Here is a 17,037-nt window from a genome sequence, read left to right on the forward strand (position 1 = left end):
GAATATTGCGCGGATTGTTATTCGAGGCGGTCAGCCTTGCGCAAGTCGGGAAAGAGCTTGGCCCAAAGGCCGGTCACGATCAACGTGCCTACGCCGCCCACCACGGCGGCTGCCACCACCCCCATGAAGCGGGCGAAGACCCCGGCCCGGAATTCCCCCAGTTCGTTGGAGGCGCCGATGAACAGGGTCGAGACCGCCGCCACCCGGCCGCGCATATGGTCGGGAATGACCAGCTGGATCAGGGTCTGGCGCACATAGACGCTGAGCATGTCGGCCCCGCCGAGGATGACCAGGGCCGCCACCGACAGCCAAAGGGACTGGGAGACGCCAAACACGATGGTGGCCAGGCCAAACACCGCCACGCCGGCGAACATGGTGATCCCGGCGTTCGAGCGGATCGGCCGGGCGGCCAGCACCAGGGCAACGATGGTGGCCCCTATGGCTGGGGCGGCGCGCAGCAGGCCAAAGCCCTCCTCGCCCACATGCAGGATGTCCCGGGCAAACACCGGCAGCAGGGCCGTGGCCCCGCCCAGCAGCACGGCGAACAGGTCCAGCGAGATGGCCCCGAAGACGATCTTCTGACGCCACACATAAACCAGGCCCTCCTTGATCAGGGCCAGGCGCGAGCCGGGCTGGAGATCGGGCTTGGTGCGACCGCTGATGAAGAACGTCAGGACGGCACCCGCCAGATAGAGGCAGAACGCCGTCTCGTAAGCGAGCGCCGTGGAGCGGGCCAGCAGCAGCCCGCCAATGGCCGGGCCAATGATCGAGGCGGTCTGCCAGGCTAGCGAATTCCAGGCGATGGCCCGGGGCAGCAGGCTGCGGGGCACCAGCATGGGGCCTAAGGCCGTGCCCGCTGGCGACATGAAGGCCCGTCCGGCCCCGAACACGGCGGCGACGCAAAGCAGCAGGGGCACCGAGGCAAAGCCCTGCCAGGTGGCCACGGCCAGCACGCCGGCGCTGGTCATCTCCACCGCGTAGCAGATCAGCAGGATCTTGCGCCGGTCATAGCGGTCGACGGCCTCCCCGGCCGGCAGGGTCAGCAGGAAGACCGGAATGAAGGTGACCAGCCCCACCATGCCGACCACAAAGGCCGCCTCGGCGACGCTCATGGTCTGGCGGGCCAGCTCATAGATGTGCCAGCCCAGCGCCACGCTCTGGATCTGCACCGCGAGCGATCCTGCCCAACGCGAGCCCCAGAACAGCAGATAGGGCCGCTGGCTCAATAGAGCGCGGGCGGATGGGAGCGGTTCTGAGTCGGGGGCGTGGGTCATGGACGGGGCAACTTGGCCCGCGTCGGGTGGGGCGGCAACGCCCGTTTCGGGTTTCCATTGACCTTCGAGACCTGGAGCCTTATCCGCCCGGTCACCGACGACCTGTTCGTCGAGGCTGACTGCGAGGGGCGCTCATGTGCGCGCTGCGACGAACCGGGCGCGTGATCCGCGCCCTCTAGAGCTCCCTGGCCCCGCTGACCTGCGGGCCGGGTTCGTCTGTCCCGTAGCCTGCAAAGTTGCCCCATGACCACCGCCATCTCCCCCGTTGCGGAGCCTGTTTCGGCTTCTGCCCCAGACATTCGCCCCGAGGCCCCCCAGGACAGCGCCGCCATTGAGGTGTTGCTGGACCACGCCTTTGGACCTGGCCGTTTCGCCAAGGTCTCCGAACGGGTTCGGGAAATCGCCCCTTTGCGCCGTGATCTGTCCTTCTGTGCCTTTGAGGCGGGTCGGCTGGTGGGGGTGGTGCGTCAATCGGAGATCGCTGTGGGCGGCCACCGGATGATCTTTCTGGGTCCCCTGGCGGTGGACGCCCAGGCGCGGCGCCTTGGGACTGGGGGCGCGCTGGTGGAGGCGGCCTGTGCGGCGGCGGCCCAGGCGGGCTTTGGCCAGGTGCTGCTGGTGGGGGCTCCGACGTACTTCGAGCGGCTTGGCTTTTCAGCCCAGGCCACCGGCCAGATCGTCATGCCTGGCCCGGTCGATCCTCGCCGCCTGATGCTGCGGCGGCTGGGTCCAGAGGATCAGGATGCCGGGGTCGTTTTCCAGGGCGCGGTCACGGCACCTTGAGGCCTCCCGCCCCCACGCTTACCTTCTGGCCATGACAGAGGTTGAACCCAAACCCGGCCTGGACGGGGTGATCGCAGCGGCCAAGCAGGCACCTGGGCGGGGGTTGCCGCCGGTTCACCTGTGGAACCCGGCCCATTCCGGCGAGATCGACATCGTGATCACCGCCGATGGCCGCTGGATCCATGAGGGGGCGGCGATCAACCGGGCACCCCTGGTGCGGCTGTTCTCCACCGTGCTTCGGAAAGACCCCGACGGTTATTGGCTGGTGACGCCGGCCGAGAAGATGAAGATCACCGTCGATGACGCCCCCTTCATCGCCATCGCCCTGGATCAGGACCACGACGAGGCCGGCCGCCCTGTCCTGCGGTTTACCACCAATGTGGGCGACGTGGTCGAGGCGGGCCCCGACAACGCCCTGCGGGTGGAGATCGACCCCGTCACCCAGGAGCCCAGGCCCTATGTGCATGTCCGGCGGGGTCTGGAGGCCCTGGTGAGTCGCCCGGTGTTCTATGAGCTGGCGGCTATGGCCGACGAGCAGGACGGCATGCTCAGCGTGGAGTCGGGGGGCGTGCGTTTTCCCATCGGTCCGGTGGAGGCCCCGGTCTCGTGAGCCCCACATCGCCCGTGGGCGCCCTGCGCGACTGGATCACCCAGCGCCTGGATCCCCTGGAAGACCGAGCGCCCGCCGAGGGCCCCGTGGAATCCGACTTTGGGCCACCCAGCGCCGATCCCGCCGTCGAGCCAGCGCCCCTGACCCCGGCCGCGGTGCTGGTCGGGCTGGTGGAGCGGGAGCATGGCTATTCCGTGCTGCTGACCCGGCGGGCCGATACCCTGCGCCGGCATACGGGGCAGATCGCCTTTCCCGGCGGCCGGCGTGATCCAGGCGAAACCATCTGGGAAACCGCCCTGCGGGAGACCGAGGAGGAGGTCGGGATCCCCCGTCAGCTGGTGACCCTGGGGGGCCTTTCGACCCCCTACCGGACCGGCACCGGCTTTCTGGTGACGCCGGTAGTGGGCTTCATCGCCCCGGAGTTCACTGTGACCCCCAACCCCGCCGAGGTCGCCGACGTGTTCGAGACGCCGTTCGGCTTTCTCATGGATCCCACCAACCATGAGGAGCATGAGCGGGAATTCTCAGGCCAGTTGCGACGGTTCTACGCCATGACCCACGAGAACAGGTTCATATGGGGCGCTACGGCCGGAATGCTCCGGTCCCTGTACGACCGGCTCTATGGAGGCGCAGTTGCTTAGGATCATCCTCGTCCGCGCGGTGCTCATCGCGCTGCCCTTCATTGCCTGGTTCATCTGGGCTGAGTGGTCCAAGCGAACGGGGCGGCCCATGGGTGCCACCCCCTGGGCCTGGTTGATCACCGCCTCGGCGGTGCTGTTTGGCCTTTCGCTGGTGGCGACGGGCGTGTTCCAATCGGACAACCGCGGCGACGTCTATGTTCCGGCGGAAGTCAGAGAAGACGGTCGGGTCATCCCGGGCCACTTCGAGGAAAAGGAAACCCCCGCCCCATGAGCGAGCGTCTTGGTCCCCGCCCCTGGTTGAACGCACCGGCGACGGTCGCGGTGTTCGATGCCCTGGAGGCCAAGGGTGGGCCAGGCTGCGCCCGGGTGGTCGGGGGCGCGGTGCGCAACACCGTGATAGGCGCGCCCGTGGACGATATCGACATCGCCACGACCCTGACGCCGGAGGAGGTCACCGCCGCCCTGGTCGATGCAGGTCTCAAGGCCATTCCCACAGGTGTCGATCACGGCACGGTGACGGCGCTCGCCCATGGACGGAGCTTCGAGATCACCACCCTGCGCCGGGATGTGGAGACCGACGGTCGCCGCGCCGTGGTCGCCTACACCACCGACTGGACCGAAGACGCCCAGCGCCGGGACTTCACCCTCAACACCCTCTATGCCGACCGTGACGGGACCGTGCATGATCCCTTGGGCACGGGCCTGGCTGACGCCAGGGCGCGCCGGGTCGTGTTTGTGGGCGAGGCGCGCACCCGCATCGCCGAGGACTATCTGCGAATTCTGCGGTTCTTCCGTTTCCAGGCCTGGTATGGCCGCGGGCCGGCCGATCCGGAGGCCCTGGCCGCCTGCGAGGCCCTGCGCGACACCCTGGCTGAGCGTCCAGGGGAGCGGATCTCCAAGGAATTTCTGAAGCTGCTCGCCGCCGATGATCCCAGGGCCAGCGTCCGCCAGATGGCCGCCGCCGGCATTCTCCAGGTGATCTTGCCTCCGATGGACGATCTCCACGATTTCGAGGCCCTGGTGGAGATCGAAAGCGAGATGCTGTTCGAGTGTGATCCGATCCTGCGACTGGCGACCCTGTTGCCGGCCGACCAGATCTCCGTGGCTCAGGCGGCAGAACGCCTGCGGCTATCCGGTGCAGAGCGCGACCGTCTGGTCGCCGCCAAGGGGCATGGCCCGCGCATCACTAGCTGGATGAGCCCCAGGGAGACCCGCCGGGCGATCTATGCTCTGTCGGCACCGACCTTCCATGACCGGATCAAGCTCGCCTGGGCCAAATCCAACCGCACCGCCACCGCTGCTCAGTGGCGGGGCCTGCTGGCCCTCTGTGACAGCTGGACGCCGCCGGCCTTCCCGCTGAGCGGCGAGGAAGTGGTCCATGCCGGGGTGCCCAAGGGCCCAATGGTCGGCCAGGTCCTGCAGGAGGTCGAGGACTGGTGGATCGACCACGATTTTCTCCAGGACAAGTTCTCGGCCATCGAAAAGCTCAAGGCCGTGGCTCAGGGGCTGGCCTACTAGGGCGATGAGAGTCGGAATTCTGAAGACTGGGGCACCGCCGGAGCCCCTTGAAACTCAGTTCGGCGGCTATCCCGACATGTTGCGGCGTCTGCTGGGCGAGCGGGCCCATGACTATGTGGAGTTCGATGCCTCATCCGGCGTCCTGCCGCCGGCTCCGGACGCCTGTGACGCCTATCTGATCACAGGCTCCTCGGCGGGGGTATACGACACCCACCCCTGGATCGCTGAGCTGATCGCCTTTTTGCGGTCTGCCCGGGGGAAGGCGGGACTGGTAGGGGTCTGTTTTGGCCACCAGGTCATGGCCGAGGCCTTTGGCGGCCAGGTCATCAAGTCCCCCAAGGGCTGGGGGGTGGGACTGCACACCTACGACCTGCACGAGCCGGTTCCAGGGCTTGCAGGGCTTAGCGCCCTGGCGGCGGCGGCGTCCCATCAGGATCAGGTGGTGGTTCCCCCTCCGGGGGCCAGGGTGCTGGCGTCCAGCGCCTTCACCCCGTTCGGCATGCTGGCCTATGGGGATCAATCGGCCATTTCCATCCAGCTGCATCCTGAGTTCGAGCCGGCCTATGCCAAGGCCCTGATCGAGGCCAGACGTGGTGCGCGATACAGTGATCTGCAAGCCGATCAGGCGGTGGCTAGCTATCAGGCACCCGACGACCGGGCGGCCCTCGGGGGCTGGATCACGGCCTTTCTCAACGGTCTGCCAGCCAACAGGTCCGTGTGAGGCTTAAGGCCTCAATCGGCGGTCCAGACGAATGCACTCAGTCTGGCGCCCTTTTCGAGGAGCGCCTCGCTAAGGACCGAATCGGCGGGGCCCTCGAAGTCTGGGAGCACGAAGATGTATCCCAGCCTCGGCTCACCTGGCCGGTAGCAGACCAGGGTCAGGGCTGAGCCCTCCTGCCCACGGACGCAGAGGTCTGGGGTAAAGCCGGCCGCGATCCATCCGGTGCCCAGCTCTTCCCCAAGGGGCCCCACCACCGGCCCGCCTCGTCCCAGGATGCGGCCAACGCGCTTGGGATCAATTCCCGGGTGAAGGTCGACCCTCAAGCCATCGGGGCGGCGAATGGTGATGATGTCGGGCTCGCCATTCCGCTCCCGCTGCACCTCGGCATTGGGAAAATGGCCCTTGATGCGGTCTACGGTCAGGGGTGTGGCGCCGTTGATCTCGCCCGCACCCATCTCGTTGAAGGTGATCAGGATCGGTCCCACCACCGCCCGGCTCTGGGCTGGTTCTGGGCCAGCCTCAGGGGCCGGCTCGACAGACCCGGGTGTCTGCGGGCCGCAGGCCACCAGAAAGAGGCCGACTGCGGCGATACTCAAAAGGGCTCGCATCACCCGACCCTCGCATAGCCAAGCCGTCGGAGGCAAATCCAATGGGCCGGCGCTCAGGGCCAGCTGACCATCGGGGGCATGGAGGAGAGGATCGAGGTGATGTTGCCGCCGGTCTTCAGGCCGAACATGGTGCCCCGGTCATAGAGGAGGTTGAACTCCACATAGCGACCCCGGCGGACCATCTGCTCCTGGCGGTCGGCTTCGGTCCAGGGTGTGGCCATCCGACCCCTGGCGATGGCGGGATAGACCTGGGCAAAGGCCTTGCCCACGTCCTGGGTGAAGGCGAAGTCCCGCTCCCAGTCGCCGGAATTGTGGTGATCATAGAAGATGCCGCCGATCCCCCGGGGCTCATTGCGATGGGGCAGGAAGAAATACTCGTCGCAGCGGGCCTTGTAGGGGCCGTACCAGGCCGGGTCATGGGCGTCGCAGGCGCCCTGCATGGCGGCATGGAAAGCCACGGCGTCGGGGTTTTCCTGCGTGCGCTGATAGTCCTGGGTCGGGGTCAGGTCTGCACCGCCCCCAAACCAGCTCTTCCGGGTGGCCAGGAAGCGGGTGTTCATGTGCACCGCCGGGACATGCGGATTGCGCATGTGGGCGATCAGGCTGATTCCAGTGGCGGTGAATGAAGGGTCCTCATCGGCACCAGGCATGGTGGCGGCCATTTCCGGGGTGAACGTCCCGTGCACCAGGCTGATATGGACACCGCACTTCTCAAAGAAGCGGCCCCCCCGCATGAAGCCCATCACGCCGCCGCCGCCAGCCGGTCGGTCCCAGGGGGTCAGTTCAAAGCGCCCTGGGTCGCCGGGATAGAGATCGGCGGGTGCCTCATCCTCCAGGGCCTCAAAGGCGGCGACAATCTGGTCGCGGAGGGCGTCAAACCAGGCCCGGGCCCGGCGGTTGCGGTCATCGAGGGTGGCGGCGTCTGTCATGGGACAAGGGGCTTAGGGAATCCATCGGTCTGGCGCAACGCCTCCGAAAGACCAATGGCGGCCGAAACGGTGAGATTCAGCGAGCGGGCCTCCGGCGCCAGGGGGATCAAGAGGCGCGCCTGGGCTGCGGCATGCACCTCGGGCGGGACCCCAGAACTCTCTCGGCCAAAGAGCAAGGTGTCGCCAGGCTGGAAGGTAAAGCTGTGCAGGGGCTGGGCTGCGCGGGTGGTGAACAGCACCAGCCGGCCTTCCTGTCGCTCCGGGGCAGCCAGAAAGGACTCGAAGCTGTCGCGCCGCGTCCACCGGGCCAGACGGCCATAATCCAGGGCTGCGCGCTTGACCGCCTTATCGGATAGCGGGAAGCCGCAGGGCTCTATCACCTCGAATTCGACGTCCAGACAGGCGGCCAGCCGGAGGGCAGCACCGACGTTTTGCGGAATGTCCGGTTGAAAAAGGGCCAAACGCATTCTAAGCGAACCACCGACGGAATTAGCTGGGGCGTGGGACGAATCGCGAGGCTTGTCGCCGCACTTGTGTGGCATGGCTAGTGCGACATTTCCTGCGGCCCTATATGGGTTCCAGAGCAGGCCTGTGACAGAGCTTCTGATCAGGCCGACAGACGGGGCGTCGCGGTCCTCATCGTGAGCGTCCGAACGGGCAGAGGTTCTATTTTGGGCCGACGCCAAAACCGAAGGGTAGCTTAAAGGTGGCTGACACCGTCGTGGGCGAAAATCCCGATCCGCATGCCGCGGGCGAAGACCCGAACCGGCGCGACTTCATCCATATCGCCGCAGGGGCTGCGGCGGTGGGTGCCGTGGGCGTTATGGCCTGGCCGTTCATCGATCAGATGAACCCGTCGGCCGACACCCTGGCCCTGGCCTCGGTGGAGTTTGACCTGTCCAAGGTCGCCCTGGGCCAACAGGTGACCATCAAATGGCGGGGCAAGCCCCTGTTCATTCGAAAGCGCACCGATAAGGAAATCGCTGCGGCGGTCGCTGACGATACGGCCAGCATGCCCGATCCCCAGGCCGACGAGGCCCGCCATAAGCCGGGCAAGGCCGAGTGGATGATCCTGATCGGTGCCTGCACCCATCTGGGCTGCGTGCCGACCTTCGCTGGCGGTGACTATGGCGGCTGGTTCTGCCCCTGCCACGGCTCGCACTATGACACCTCAGGCCGGATCCGCAGGGGCCCTGCGCCCACCAATCTGCCGGTGCCGGACTACGAGTTCCTCTCCGACACCAAGGTCAAGGTGGGCTGACAGCGATGAGCGGACATTCCACTTACGAACCCAAGACGGGCTTTGAGCGCTGGCTCGACACCCGCCTGCCGATCGTCCGGCTGGGCTGGGACAGCATTGTCGATTATCCGACGCCGAAGAACCTGAACTACTGGTGGACCTTCGGGGGCATCCTCGCCGTCTGCCTGGTGATCCAGATCGCCACAGGCATCGTGCTGGCCATGCATTATGTGCCGCACGTCGACTACGCCTTTTCGTCGGTCGAGCGGATCATGCGCGACGTGAACTACGGTTGGCTGGTGCGCTACATGCACTCCAACGGCGCGTCGATGTTCTTCATCGCCGTCTACATCCACATGTTCCGCGGTCTCTATTACGGGTCCTACAAGGCACCCCGCGAGGTGCTCTGGATCCTCGGCTTCATCATCTATCTGCTGATGATGGCGACGGCCTTCATGGGCTATGTGCTGCCCTGGGGCCAGATGAGCTTCCACGGCGCGGTCGTGATCACCAACCTGTTCGGCGCCCTGCCGCTGGTTGGCGAGGCCATCACCACCTGGCTGTGGGGCGGGTTTGCGGTGGATAACGCCACCCTGAACCGCTTCTTCTCCCTGCACTTCCTGCTGCCGTTCATGATTGCCGGCGTCGTTGGCCTGCACATCTGGGCTCTGCATGTGCCGGGGAACAACAACCCCATCGGCGTGAACGTGAAGTCCAAGGCCGACACCGTCCCCTTCCACCCGTACTATACGGTGAAGGACGGCTTCGCGATCGTGCTGTTCCTGATCCTGTTCGCCACCTTCCTGTTCTTCAATCCGAACGCCCTGGGCCATCCGGACAACTACATCCCGGCGAACCCCCTGGTGACCCCCGCTCACATCGTGCCCGAATGGTACTTCCTGCCGTTCTACGCGATCCTGCGGGCGGTGCCGGACAAGCTGGGCGGCGTGCTGTTGATGTTCGGTGCCATCGCGGTGCTGTTCGTCCTGCCCTGGCTCGACACCTCCAAGGTCCGGTCCATGCGCTACCGTCCGACGGGCAAGCTCTATTTCCTGATCTTCGCCCTGGCCTGCATCGTGCTCGGCTATTGCGGCGGTCAGCTTCCCGACGACAAGGTGATCCCGGGTCTGTCGACCTTCATCCTGATCGATGCTGACCTCAACAGCTTCGTCTGGCTGTCACGTCTGGCCACCCTCTACTACTTCGCCTACTTCCTGGTGGTCCTGCCGATCCTCGGCCTAACCGAGACGCCAACAGCTCAGCCGGAATCGATATCCACGCCCGTCCTGTCACACCCGGCAGGCCTGCCGGCCGGCGCTGTCGCTGCGCCTGAAAAGAAGGGTTGAGCCCAGATGCTGCGTAAAGGTATCGCTCTGGCTGCGCTGGGTCTGGCCCTGGTGGCGGGTCCGGCCCTGGCCGCAGGGTCCGCAAAGAGCCCTGAGCCGGTGGATTTCAGCTTCAAGGGCCCGTTCGGCAGGTTCGATCAGGGCCAGTTGCAGCGGGGCTACAAGGTCTATCGGGAGGTCTGCGCGGCCTGCCACGGCATGGACCTGCTGTCGTTCCGCAACCTGGGTCAGAAGGGCGGGCCGTTCTACGATCCGGCCTATCCGAACCCGAACGATAATCCGTACGTGAAGACCATCGCGGCGGAGTACCAGATCAACGACATCGACTCCGAAACCGGTGACGTAATCCAGCGTCCGGGCACCTCGGCCGACGCCTTCCCCAACCCCTATCCCAACGAGGCGGCGGCGCGGGCGGGCAATGGCGGCGCTATGCCGCCAGACCTGTCGGTGATGGCCAAGGCCCGTAAATACGGTCCGGATTACATCCACGCGCTGATGGCCGGCTATGTCGACCCGCCGGCGGGACTGCAGGTCACGCCGGGCCAGTATTACAACCCCTATATGGCGGGGGACACGACCCCGTTCTGGACCGGTGAAGGCCATGCGCCCAAGGGGGGCTTCATCGCCATGCCCCCCCAGCTGGCTGCCGATAAGGTGACCTTCGACGACGGCACCCCGTCCACCATCGACCAGCAGGCCAAGGACGTGGCGGCCTTCCTCTACTGGGCCGCAGAGCCCAAGATGGAGGAGCGCAAGGCCTTCGGCTTCGGCGCCATGATCTATCTCGTGATCTTCGCTGGCCTGCTCTATGCGAGCTATCGCCGCATCTGGCGCAACGTCGCCCACTAGGGGTCTTGTCAGATCAGAATGAAGGAACCCGCCGGGGCAATCCGGCGGGTTTTTTTTTACTCTTCGACCAGATGCAGCCGTCCCGCCGGGAAGTCGAACCGCAGCCGCCAGCGGCCAAGCACCTGCAGCCCCACCGCGCCCTCAGCGTCCACCTGCCCATCGCTCAGGCCCGCCTGCAGGTTTTCAAAGAGCCGGTTACCCAGGGACAGGGCTCGCAGCTCGGCCCGACCCTGCCCATAGGGGGCCATGGTCTTAGGGTCGCCCCCTGGAACCACAGCCAAGGTAGGCGAGAGGCGGACTGCGGCGTCCAGGCCGGTCGCCGGGATAAGCCCCACAGCCCGCGCTGTGGGGCCGTCACTGAGCGCCCCAGGCACCACAGGCAGGGTGCCGCGCCAGCTGATCGGCAGGCTGGCACCGCCGGGCGAGGGCAGAACGCCGGCTGAAGCCAGGGTCAGACGACAGGGGGTCGTGTCCAGCTCGACCACGAAGTCTCTCAGGATGTCGGCCCCGATGACCCCGGCGATCGGCGTGGGAAAGGCCCAGGTCCGGGCGTCCAGGTCTTCGATCGCCAGGTCTCGCTCAGCCACCTGGATGCCGGCCAGACGAACCTCCCCGGCCAAGGAGTCGCCCTCGATGCCGGCGGCCTGGGCCCGGGTGTTGTGCACCACGCTGTGCTTGGTGCCGGTGTCGATGATGAAATCGCCGCTCACGCCGGCGGCTGTGGCGGGTGCCACCAGAACCCCACGATCCAGCCAGCAGGCGATCTCAGCGCCCAGGGCCTCGCCGCTCCAGGCGGCCAGGCCGCAGGCCAGCAGGGCGGCGCGCGCAACCATGGTCTAATCCCATCGCGGCCATAGCCAGGGCCGCACCCCTTCGGCCATAACAGAGGCCCGTCAGAGAGGGGAGGGGCCATGGACCTGCGCGCCGCTATTCGTACGATTCCGGACTATCCTAAGCCTGGGATCCAGTTCCGCGACATCACCACCCTGCTCGCCGACGCCCGGGCTTTCCGCCAGGCGGTGGATGAATTGGTGCAGCCCTTTGCCGGTCTGAAGATCGACAAGGTGGCGGGTATCGAGGCCCGAGGCTTCATCCTCGGCGGCGCGGTGGCCCATCAGCTCTCGGCGGGGTTTGTGCCCCTGCGCAAAAAGGGCAAGCTGCCGCACAGGACCCGCTCGGTGGAATACGCCCTGGAATACGGTTCTGATGCCCTGGAGATCCATCTGGACGCCTTCCAGGCGGGTGAGCGGATCATGCTGGTGGATGATCTGATCGCCACCGGCGGTACGGCCCTGGCGGCGATCGACCTGCTGCGGCAGGGCGGTGCCGAGATCGTCGCCGCCGGCTTTGTGGTGGATCTGCCAGACCTGGGTGGCGCAGCTAGGCTGGCGGCTGCCGGCGTGCCGGTCTCAACCCTGATTGAGTTTTCCGGCCACTGAGCCCTCCTCAGGCCCCCTCGCCGCGACCGCCGCTGCTGCGGGCGAACAGCTGCAGGGTGCGCAGGCGGGCAAGACGTGCGGCGTCGGGGTGGAAGTCCTTGCGCCGGTCCGAGGCAAACCCGTGGCCGGCGTCATAGAGGTGCACGGGCAGGTCGGGATAGCGGGTGCGAATCTCCTCGACCTTCTCCAGCGGAATCGAGGCGTCGGTCTTGCCGAAGTGCAGGATGGTCGGACAGCGGGGCACCTCATCCAGCAGCTCGCTGATCCGCCGCCCATAGAAGCAGGATGCCCCTGACACGCCCTCACAGCGCGCCGCCACCGCCCAGCTGGCCGCCCCGCCCCAACAGAAGCCGGCGACAAAGACCGGCCCCTGAAGGGCGTCTATGGCGCTCTGGGCATCGCCTGCGACCTGGTCCCAGGGCGCGGCCTGGGACAGGGCCACGGCCCTGGCCATGTCGTCGGGGTCGTAGCTTGCCTCAAAGCCCCGCTGCTGCCGGTCGAAGAAGGCCGGCGCGATCACCTCATAGCCATCCTCGGCGAAGCTGTCGGCCACCTCGCAGATATGGTCGGTGACGCCGAAGATCTCCTGGATCAGCACCAGACCACCCCGCCGGGCGTCGCCGGGCTTCACATGGTAGGCGTCAAAGGAAAACCCGTCGGCCCGGCTCTCCAGACGGATGGTCTCCCCGGCCCGGCTCATACGCTTTCGAACAGTTCGCGGGTCCGCAGGCGGGCGAGGTCGGCGGCCTCCTCGTGATAGCGCTCAGGGCTCTGATTGTTGAAACCGTGGCCCGCGCCCTCATAGACATAGACGGGGACGTCGGGGTGAGCGGCCTTGACGGCGGCTTCCACCTCGTCGGCCTTGATCCCTGGATCGGTGTGGCCGAGGTGGACGATGATCGGGCAGGCCAGCGGCAGATCGGCATTGGCCTTGACCATGCTGCCATAATAGCTGGAAGCCGCTGCGATCCCCTCGACCTTGGACGCACTGATCCAGGCCAGCGAGCCGCCATAGCAGTAGCCCACCACGCAGACCTTGCCCCGGGACGACAGGAAGTCCCGGGCTGCGGCGATGTCGGCCAGGGCCTGCTCCATCGGCGTGGCACGGGCGTGTGCAATGCCGGCGGCCATGCCGTCTGCGTCGTGGCCGGCGGTGAAGCCTCGCTCTCGGCGGTCAAACAAGGACGGCGCAATGGCCTCGTAGCCAGCCTTGGCCCAGCGCTCCACATCGGCCCGGACATACTGGTCGATGCCGAAGATCTCCTGCAGCACGATGACCCCGCCCTTGCGCGGGGTGAACGGTACCTCGTGATAGGCCGACAGCTCATAGCCGTCGGCGCTGCTCTTCAGTGTAATGGTCTCGCCCATGGCTGGTCTCCCTTGGCGCGAAGCCTAGGACCACAGACGGGCACCTGTCACGTCCCCTGGACGAGGCCTAGACGTTGAATCTGAAGTTCATCACGTCGCCGTCCTGGACGACGTACTCCTTGCCTTCCTGGCGCAGCTTGCCGGCGTCGCGGGCACCGGCTTCACCGTTGAACTTGATGTAGTCATCAAAGGCGATGGTTTCGGCCCGGATGAAGCCCTTTTCGAAATCGGTATGGATGACCCCGGCCGACTGGGGGGCGGTGGCACCCACAGGGATGGTCCAGGCGCGGGTCTCCTTGGGGCCACAGGTAAAATAGCTCTGCAGGCCGAGCAGCTTGAAGGCCTCGCGGATCATCCGGTTCAGGCCCGGCTCTTCCAGACCCAGGGTCTCCAGGAACTCCGCCCGCTCGGCGGCGTCCAGCATGGCGATCTCGCTCTCGATCTGGGCAGAGATGACCACGCTCTCGGCGTCATCCCGCTTGGCCCGCTCGGCCACAGCGACCGACATGGCATTGCCGGTTCCCGCGTCACCTTCGTCCACATTGCAAACATAGAGGGTCGGCTTGGAGGTCAGGAGCTGCAGCATCCGCCAGGCCTTTTCGTCTTCCTCGGCGATCTTGGCGGTGCGGGCCGGCCGGCCGGCATTGAGCTCTTCGAGGGCCAGCTTCACCAGACGCAAGGTGTTGGCGCTGTCCTTGTCCCCCGTCTTGGCGCGCTTATCGAGATTGGCGACGCGCTTCTCCAGGCTCTCCAGATCGGCCAGCATCAGCTCGGTCTCGATGATCTCCAGGTCGGCGATGGGATCGATGCGGCCCTCGACGTGGGTGATGTCGTCGTTCTCGAAGCACCGGGCAACAAAGGCCACGGCATCACAGTCGCGTATATTGGCCAGGAACTGGTTGCCGAGACCCTCGCCCTTGGAGGCGCCCCGGACCAAGCCGGCCACATCGACGAAATTGATACGGGCCGGGATGATTTCCTTGGAGCCGGCAATCTTGGCCAGGGCCTCAAGACGCGGTTCGGGCACCGCCACATCCCCGACGTTCGGCTCGATGGTGCAGAATGGATAGTTGGCCGCCTGGGCCGCCGCCGTCTGGGTCAGGGCGTTGAACAGGGTGGACTTGCCGACATTGGGCAGGCCGACGATGGCGACTTTGAGAGCCATGGAGTCCTCGGAGAAATGGAACCGGCGTCGTCTTAGCTGAGCCGGTCGGAAATGTCGTCAGCGGCGGGCGCTCAGGGGGTCTCGCGGTCCTGACGCAGCTGCCGGGTGTCGGCCTTCTCGGCTGGGGCCAGGCGCATGACCTCGGCCTGATACTTTTCGTCCTCACCGGCCGCCAGCAAGGGGGCTGCGTCGGCGCAGGCCAAAAGCAGGTCGTTCAACCAGGCCTGCTCGACCTTGTGGAAGTCCGACAGCACGTGGCCTTGAACCAGGTCCTTGTGGCCCGGGTGGCCGACCCCCAGACGGGCCCGGCGGAAGTCTGGCCCGACCTGGCCAGTGATCGAGCGAATGCCGTTATTGCCAGCGGCCCCGCCGCCGGCCTTCATGCGGAAGCGACCCGGCGCGAGATCGATCTCATCATGGAACACCACGAGGTCAGCTGGTGAGAGCTTATAGAACTTCAGCGCCTCGCCCACGGCATTGCCGCTGTCGTTGTAATAGGTCTGGGGCTTCAGGATCAGCGCCTTGATGGCGCCCTGCGGCGTCTCGATCACGCCTTCACGGGCCAATCCCTGAAAGCGCGATCGCTCCGGGCCAAAGCCCCAGCGGCGCGCAATCTGGTCGACGGCCATGCACCCCACATTGTGCCGATTGCCGGCAAAGCGAGGTCCAGGATTGCCCAAACCGGCCAGGATCAGCATGCGACCTTCCGGTTTGGGCCTGTCCTTAGCGGAGAGGCTTTAGGCCTCGCCGTCAGCCGCGGCGTCTTGTGCCGCCTGAGCCGAGCTGCCGGCCAGGGTGGCGATGACGAAGTCGCGGTCGACAGTGGGGGTCACACCCTTGGGCAGCTTGAAGCCCGAGATGCGGATGGTGTCGCCAATGTCCAGACCGGTCAGGTCGAAGACGAGTTCTTCGGGGATGGCATCGGCGGGGCAGGACAGCTCGACGTCATGACGCACCACATTGAGGGTGCCGCCGCGCTTCAGGCCCGGGGACTCTTCCTGGTTGATGAAGTGCACAGGCACCGAAATCTTGATCTGCTGATGCTCGTCAACCCGATAGAGGTCGAAATGCCACGGCTCATCGGTCACCGGATGCATGTCGATGGCCTTGGCGATGACCGGCTGGGTCTCGTCGCCATACTTCAGGGTCACCAGGTGGCCCAGCAGCTTGCCCGTGTAGAGCGCCTTGCGGAACTCGTTGGCCGGCACGGCAATCGCCACCGGATCCTTGGCGCCGCCATAAAGCACGCCTGGGACCTTGCCGCTGCGGCGCACACTGCGCGCAGCGCCGGTGCCAGTCTGCTCACGCACTTCCACGTTCAATACGATATCGGCCATCGCCCTGCCTCAAAACGAAACCGCCGCGCGAACCCGCGCGGCGTGGGTCGCGATCCCATGGGGGATCGGAAGGTCGGCGTCATTACACAGAAGTTGACCCTCTGGCAACGGCGCCCGCTGACTTCAGCGCGTTTTAGCCGGGCTGAAGGCCCCAGCCTCGGACACGGCCACAGTTTCAGCCACCTGAACCGGGGTAATCTTGGCCGGATCGGCCAGACCAGCGCCCTTGGCCAGGCATTGTCCGGTGTCCATCAGCGCGTGCTGCCCCAGGCAGAACACATCCTCATAGTGCGGCTTGGAGACGGCCAGGCACTGGTAGAGATTTAGCTTGGCCATGTTCAGGCAGGAGGCGGAGGTGGGTTCCACCATGACGGCCGTCAGGAGATCGGCGCGATTCTCGCCGGCCTCCCCGAGGACCGCCAGAGCCGCGACAGCCAGGCTACGGGAGACCATGCGGCTGTAGGGCGGATCGACGGGGCTGGATGACAGGTTCAGGACGGCTGCGCCCATGGCGGCCTGCTGCAGACGCGCGGTCTCCTCAACATCGCCGACAATCGGCGTCGCCGACAGGGCCTTGGCCTGAGACAGGCGCAGGGCGCGGTTTTCCACGTCAGCCCGGGACCAGCGCGCCCTCTGCACGTCATAGGCCGCCTGCTTGACCGCCGCGCCCGTGCGGAACAGCTGCTGGCCCTCCGCCCCATAGGCGGCGACAACCAGGCCTGCTGCGCTGCGGGCGCCCGGCAAATTGGCCGCATAGGTGGGATTGGCCACCAGCTCCGCCATCATCTGCGCGCGGGTCTCAGGATTGACGGAATAGCGGCGGACCGCTGCGACAAAGTCTGGGTCCTGCAAAGCCGCTATGGCGCCATAGGCCACAGCACCCTTCAGGAGTTGCACCGGCTCATAGGCTGCGGCTGTGCGCAGGGATTCAGCGATCGCCGCCCCATCGCCGAAGACCGGCGAAATGGCCGAGGAGCGCGAAATGTAGAAGCGATAGGCGCTGGCCTGTTCGATCAGGTAGGGCGCCAGGGCCACGGCTGGCGGCGGCGGCGGCGGCGGTTCGGGCTTGGGCTCGGGCGCGCACCCGGCGAGCACCGCAGCACCAATCAAGGCCAGCGCCGTTAAAGCCCTTTGAAAACCAATAGCCGAGCTCATGGGTCAGTCTTCCCCTAAAGGTACGCCAGCGAACATAACATGTTCCGCCCGGCG

21 protein-coding genes are annotated in these 17,037 nt (G+C 66.2%); 10 read left to right on the top strand and 11 right to left on the bottom strand.

The window, feature by feature from the left end:
- Positions 1–17: 17 nt before the first annotated feature.
- On the bottom strand, positions 18–1,274 hold the full coding sequence (locus tag MH112_RS12970; protein WP_296568425.1) for an MFS transporter: 1,257 nt from the start codon (positions 1,272–1,274) through the stop codon (positions 18–20).
- 243 nt (positions 1,275–1,517) lie between these two features.
- Here MH112_RS12970 and MH112_RS12975 point away from each other — a divergent pair, with 243 nt between their 5' ends.
- From MH112_RS12975 to MH112_RS13000, 6 genes are read left to right on the top strand one after another with little or no spacing between them, the layout of a single operon-like run.
- Complete coding sequence (locus MH112_RS12975; RefSeq protein WP_296568426.1) at positions 1,518–2,057, top strand: N-acetyltransferase; 540 nt, start codon at positions 1,518–1,520, stop codon at positions 2,055–2,057.
- Positions 2,058–2,088: 31 nt separating this feature from the next.
- Positions 2,089–2,667: a DUF1285 domain-containing protein gene (locus MH112_RS12980; RefSeq protein WP_296568427.1), complete on the top strand. Its 579-nt coding sequence runs from the start codon at positions 2,089–2,091 to the stop codon at positions 2,665–2,667.
- The gene (locus MH112_RS12985; protein ID WP_296568428.1) at positions 2,664–3,308 is read left to right on the top strand and encodes a CoA pyrophosphatase; all 645 of its coding nucleotides are present in this window, start codon (positions 2,664–2,666) and stop codon (positions 3,306–3,308) included. The genes MH112_RS12980 and MH112_RS12985 overlap by 4 nt, the downstream gene beginning before the upstream one ends.
- Positions 3,301–3,579, top strand: a complete 279-nt coding sequence (locus MH112_RS12990) for a hypothetical protein (RefSeq protein ID WP_296568430.1) — start codon at positions 3,301–3,303, stop codon at positions 3,577–3,579. Before MH112_RS12985 ends, MH112_RS12990 begins: the two co-directional genes overlap by 8 nt.
- Positions 3,576–4,826 (top strand): CCA tRNA nucleotidyltransferase, encoded by a 1,251-nt coding sequence (locus MH112_RS12995; protein WP_296568433.1) that lies wholly within the window; start codon positions 3,576–3,578, stop codon positions 4,824–4,826. Before MH112_RS12990 ends, MH112_RS12995 begins: the two co-directional genes overlap by 4 nt.
- 4 nt (positions 4,827–4,830) lie before the next feature.
- Entirely contained in the window at positions 4,831–5,547 is a 717-nt protein-coding gene (locus tag MH112_RS13000) for a type 1 glutamine amidotransferase (RefSeq protein WP_296568435.1), read from the top strand.
- A gap of 11 nt (positions 5,548–5,558) precedes the next feature.
- Here the strand turns inward: MH112_RS13000 and MH112_RS13005 are convergent, their stop codons facing one another.
- The 3 genes from MH112_RS13005 to MH112_RS13015 are packed head-to-tail and all read right to left on the bottom strand — an operon-like array spanning position 5,559 to position 7,551.
- Entirely contained in the window at positions 5,559–6,155 is a 597-nt protein-coding gene (locus tag MH112_RS13005) for a hypothetical protein (RefSeq protein ID WP_296568437.1), read from the bottom strand.
- A 53-nt stretch (positions 6,156–6,208) separates the two neighbouring features.
- Positions 6,209–7,084 (bottom strand): oxygen-dependent coproporphyrinogen oxidase, encoded by an 876-nt coding sequence (hemF, locus tag MH112_RS13010; protein ID WP_296568439.1) that lies wholly within the window; start codon positions 7,082–7,084, stop codon positions 6,209–6,211.
- Complete coding sequence (locus MH112_RS13015) at positions 7,081–7,551, bottom strand: tRNA (cytidine(34)-2'-O)-methyltransferase (RefSeq protein WP_296568441.1); 471 nt, start codon at positions 7,549–7,551, stop codon at positions 7,081–7,083. The genes hemF and MH112_RS13015 overlap by 4 nt, the downstream gene beginning before the upstream one ends.
- Positions 7,552–7,790: 239 nt before the next feature.
- On the opposite strand from MH112_RS13015, the gene petA reads away from it, so the two are divergent.
- The 3 genes from petA to MH112_RS13030 are packed head-to-tail and all read left to right on the top strand — an operon-like array spanning position 7,791 to position 10,519.
- A complete protein-coding gene (petA, locus tag MH112_RS13020; protein WP_296568443.1) occupies positions 7,791–8,345 on the top strand; it encodes a ubiquinol-cytochrome c reductase iron-sulfur subunit in 555 nt (184 codons plus the stop codon).
- Positions 8,346–8,350: 5 nt separating this feature from the next.
- The gene (locus tag MH112_RS13025) at positions 8,351–9,670 is read left to right on the top strand and encodes a cytochrome b/b6 (protein WP_296568445.1); all 1,320 of its coding nucleotides are present in this window, start codon (positions 8,351–8,353) and stop codon (positions 9,668–9,670) included.
- 6 nt (positions 9,671–9,676) lie between these two features.
- Positions 9,677–10,519 carry a cytochrome c1 gene (locus MH112_RS13030; RefSeq protein WP_296568447.1) on the top strand — a complete coding sequence of 281 codons (843 nt, stop codon included), beginning with the start codon at positions 9,677–9,679 and terminating at the stop codon, positions 10,517–10,519.
- A 56-nt stretch (positions 10,520–10,575) separates the two neighbouring features.
- On the opposite strand, the gene MH112_RS13035 is transcribed toward MH112_RS13030, so the two are convergent.
- The gene (locus tag MH112_RS13035; RefSeq protein ID WP_296568450.1) at positions 10,576–11,352 is read right to left on the bottom strand and encodes an aspartyl protease family protein; all 777 of its coding nucleotides are present in this window, start codon (positions 11,350–11,352) and stop codon (positions 10,576–10,578) included.
- Positions 11,353–11,430: 78 nt separating this feature from the next.
- Here MH112_RS13035 and MH112_RS13040 point away from each other — a divergent pair, with 78 nt between their 5' ends.
- The gene (locus MH112_RS13040) at positions 11,431–11,958 is read left to right on the top strand and encodes an adenine phosphoribosyltransferase (RefSeq protein ID WP_296568452.1); all 528 of its coding nucleotides are present in this window, start codon (positions 11,431–11,433) and stop codon (positions 11,956–11,958) included.
- 7 nt (positions 11,959–11,965) lie between these two features.
- Here MH112_RS13040 and MH112_RS13045 read toward each other — a convergent pair whose 3' ends face one another.
- The 6 genes from MH112_RS13045 to MH112_RS13070 all read right to left on the bottom strand — a co-directional run bounded on the left by MH112_RS13045 (position 11,966) and on the right by MH112_RS13070 (position 16,983).
- On the bottom strand, positions 11,966–12,658 hold the full coding sequence (locus MH112_RS13045) for a dienelactone hydrolase family protein (protein ID WP_296568454.1): 693 nt from the start codon (positions 12,656–12,658) through the stop codon (positions 11,966–11,968).
- A complete protein-coding gene (locus tag MH112_RS13050) occupies positions 12,655–13,326 on the bottom strand; it encodes a dienelactone hydrolase family protein (protein WP_296568455.1) in 672 nt (223 codons plus the stop codon). The genes MH112_RS13045 and MH112_RS13050 overlap by 4 nt, the downstream gene beginning before the upstream one ends.
- Positions 13,327–13,393: 67 nt before the next feature.
- Positions 13,394–14,491, bottom strand: a complete 1,098-nt coding sequence (gene ychF / locus MH112_RS13055) for a redox-regulated ATPase YchF (RefSeq protein ID WP_296568457.1) — start codon at positions 14,489–14,491, stop codon at positions 13,394–13,396.
- 71 nt (positions 14,492–14,562) lie between these two features.
- Positions 14,563–15,189, bottom strand: coding sequence for an aminoacyl-tRNA hydrolase (gene pth, locus MH112_RS13060; RefSeq protein WP_296568459.1), 627 nt, complete (start codon positions 15,187–15,189; stop codon positions 14,563–14,565).
- A gap of 39 nt (positions 15,190–15,228) precedes the next feature.
- Positions 15,229–15,828 (bottom strand): 50S ribosomal protein L25/general stress protein Ctc, encoded by a 600-nt coding sequence (locus tag MH112_RS13065; RefSeq protein ID WP_296568460.1) that lies wholly within the window; start codon positions 15,826–15,828, stop codon positions 15,229–15,231.
- 123 nt (positions 15,829–15,951) lie between these two features.
- Positions 15,952–16,983 carry a hypothetical protein gene (locus tag MH112_RS13070; RefSeq protein ID WP_296568461.1) on the bottom strand — a complete coding sequence of 344 codons (1,032 nt, stop codon included), beginning with the start codon at positions 16,981–16,983 and terminating at the stop codon, positions 15,952–15,954.
- Positions 16,984–17,037 lie beyond the last annotated feature (54 nt).

The organism is Phenylobacterium sp., assembly GCF_022402485.1.
Lineage (GTDB): Bacteria > Pseudomonadota > Alphaproteobacteria > Caulobacterales > Caulobacteraceae > Phenylobacterium.

What these genes read in the sequence shown, in the direction of transcription:
- MH112_RS12970 (WP_296568425.1), bottom strand. Translation starts at nt 1,274, where the DNA reads ATGACCCACGCCCCCGACTCAGAACCGCTCCCATCCGCCCGCGCTCTA.
- MH112_RS12975 (WP_296568426.1), top strand. Translation starts at nt 1,518, where the DNA reads ATGACCACCGCCATCTCCCCCGTTGCGGAGCCTGTTTCGGCTTCTGCC.
- MH112_RS12980 (WP_296568427.1), top strand. Translation starts at nt 2,089, where the DNA reads ATGACAGAGGTTGAACCCAAACCCGGCCTGGACGGGGTGATCGCAGCG.
- MH112_RS12995 (WP_296568433.1), top strand. Translation starts at nt 3,576, where the DNA reads ATGAGCGAGCGTCTTGGTCCCCGCCCCTGGTTGAACGCACCGGCGACG.
- MH112_RS13000 (WP_296568435.1), top strand. Translation starts at nt 4,831, where the DNA reads ATGAGAGTCGGAATTCTGAAGACTGGGGCACCGCCGGAGCCCCTTGAA.
- MH112_RS13005 (WP_296568437.1), bottom strand. Translation starts at nt 6,155, where the DNA reads ATGCGAGCCCTTTTGAGTATCGCCGCAGTCGGCCTCTTTCTGGTGGCC.
- hemF (WP_296568439.1), bottom strand. Translation starts at nt 7,084, where the DNA reads ATGACAGACGCCGCCACCCTCGATGACCGCAACCGCCGGGCCCGGGCC.
- MH112_RS13015 (WP_296568441.1), bottom strand. Translation starts at nt 7,551, where the DNA reads ATGCGTTTGGCCCTTTTTCAACCGGACATTCCGCAAAACGTCGGTGCT.
- MH112_RS13025 (WP_296568445.1), top strand. Translation starts at nt 8,351, where the DNA reads ATGAGCGGACATTCCACTTACGAACCCAAGACGGGCTTTGAGCGCTGG.
- MH112_RS13030 (WP_296568447.1), top strand. Translation starts at nt 9,677, where the DNA reads ATGCTGCGTAAAGGTATCGCTCTGGCTGCGCTGGGTCTGGCCCTGGTG.
- MH112_RS13035 (WP_296568450.1), bottom strand. Translation starts at nt 11,352, where the DNA reads ATGGTTGCGCGCGCCGCCCTGCTGGCCTGCGGCCTGGCCGCCTGGAGC.
- MH112_RS13040 (WP_296568452.1), top strand. Translation starts at nt 11,431, where the DNA reads ATGGACCTGCGCGCCGCTATTCGTACGATTCCGGACTATCCTAAGCCT.
- MH112_RS13045 (WP_296568454.1), bottom strand. Translation starts at nt 12,658, where the DNA reads ATGAGCCGGGCCGGGGAGACCATCCGTCTGGAGAGCCGGGCCGACGGG.
- MH112_RS13050 (WP_296568455.1), bottom strand. Translation starts at nt 13,326, where the DNA reads ATGGGCGAGACCATTACACTGAAGAGCAGCGCCGACGGCTATGAGCTG.
- ychF (WP_296568457.1), bottom strand. Translation starts at nt 14,491, where the DNA reads ATGGCTCTCAAAGTCGCCATCGTCGGCCTGCCCAATGTCGGCAAGTCC.
- pth (WP_296568459.1), bottom strand. Translation starts at nt 15,189, where the DNA reads ATGCTGATCCTGGCCGGTTTGGGCAATCCTGGACCTCGCTTTGCCGGC.
- MH112_RS13065 (WP_296568460.1), bottom strand. Translation starts at nt 15,828, where the DNA reads ATGGCCGATATCGTATTGAACGTGGAAGTGCGTGAGCAGACTGGCACC.
- MH112_RS13070 (WP_296568461.1), bottom strand. Translation starts at nt 16,983, where the DNA reads ATGAGCTCGGCTATTGGTTTTCAAAGGGCTTTAACGGCGCTGGCCTTG.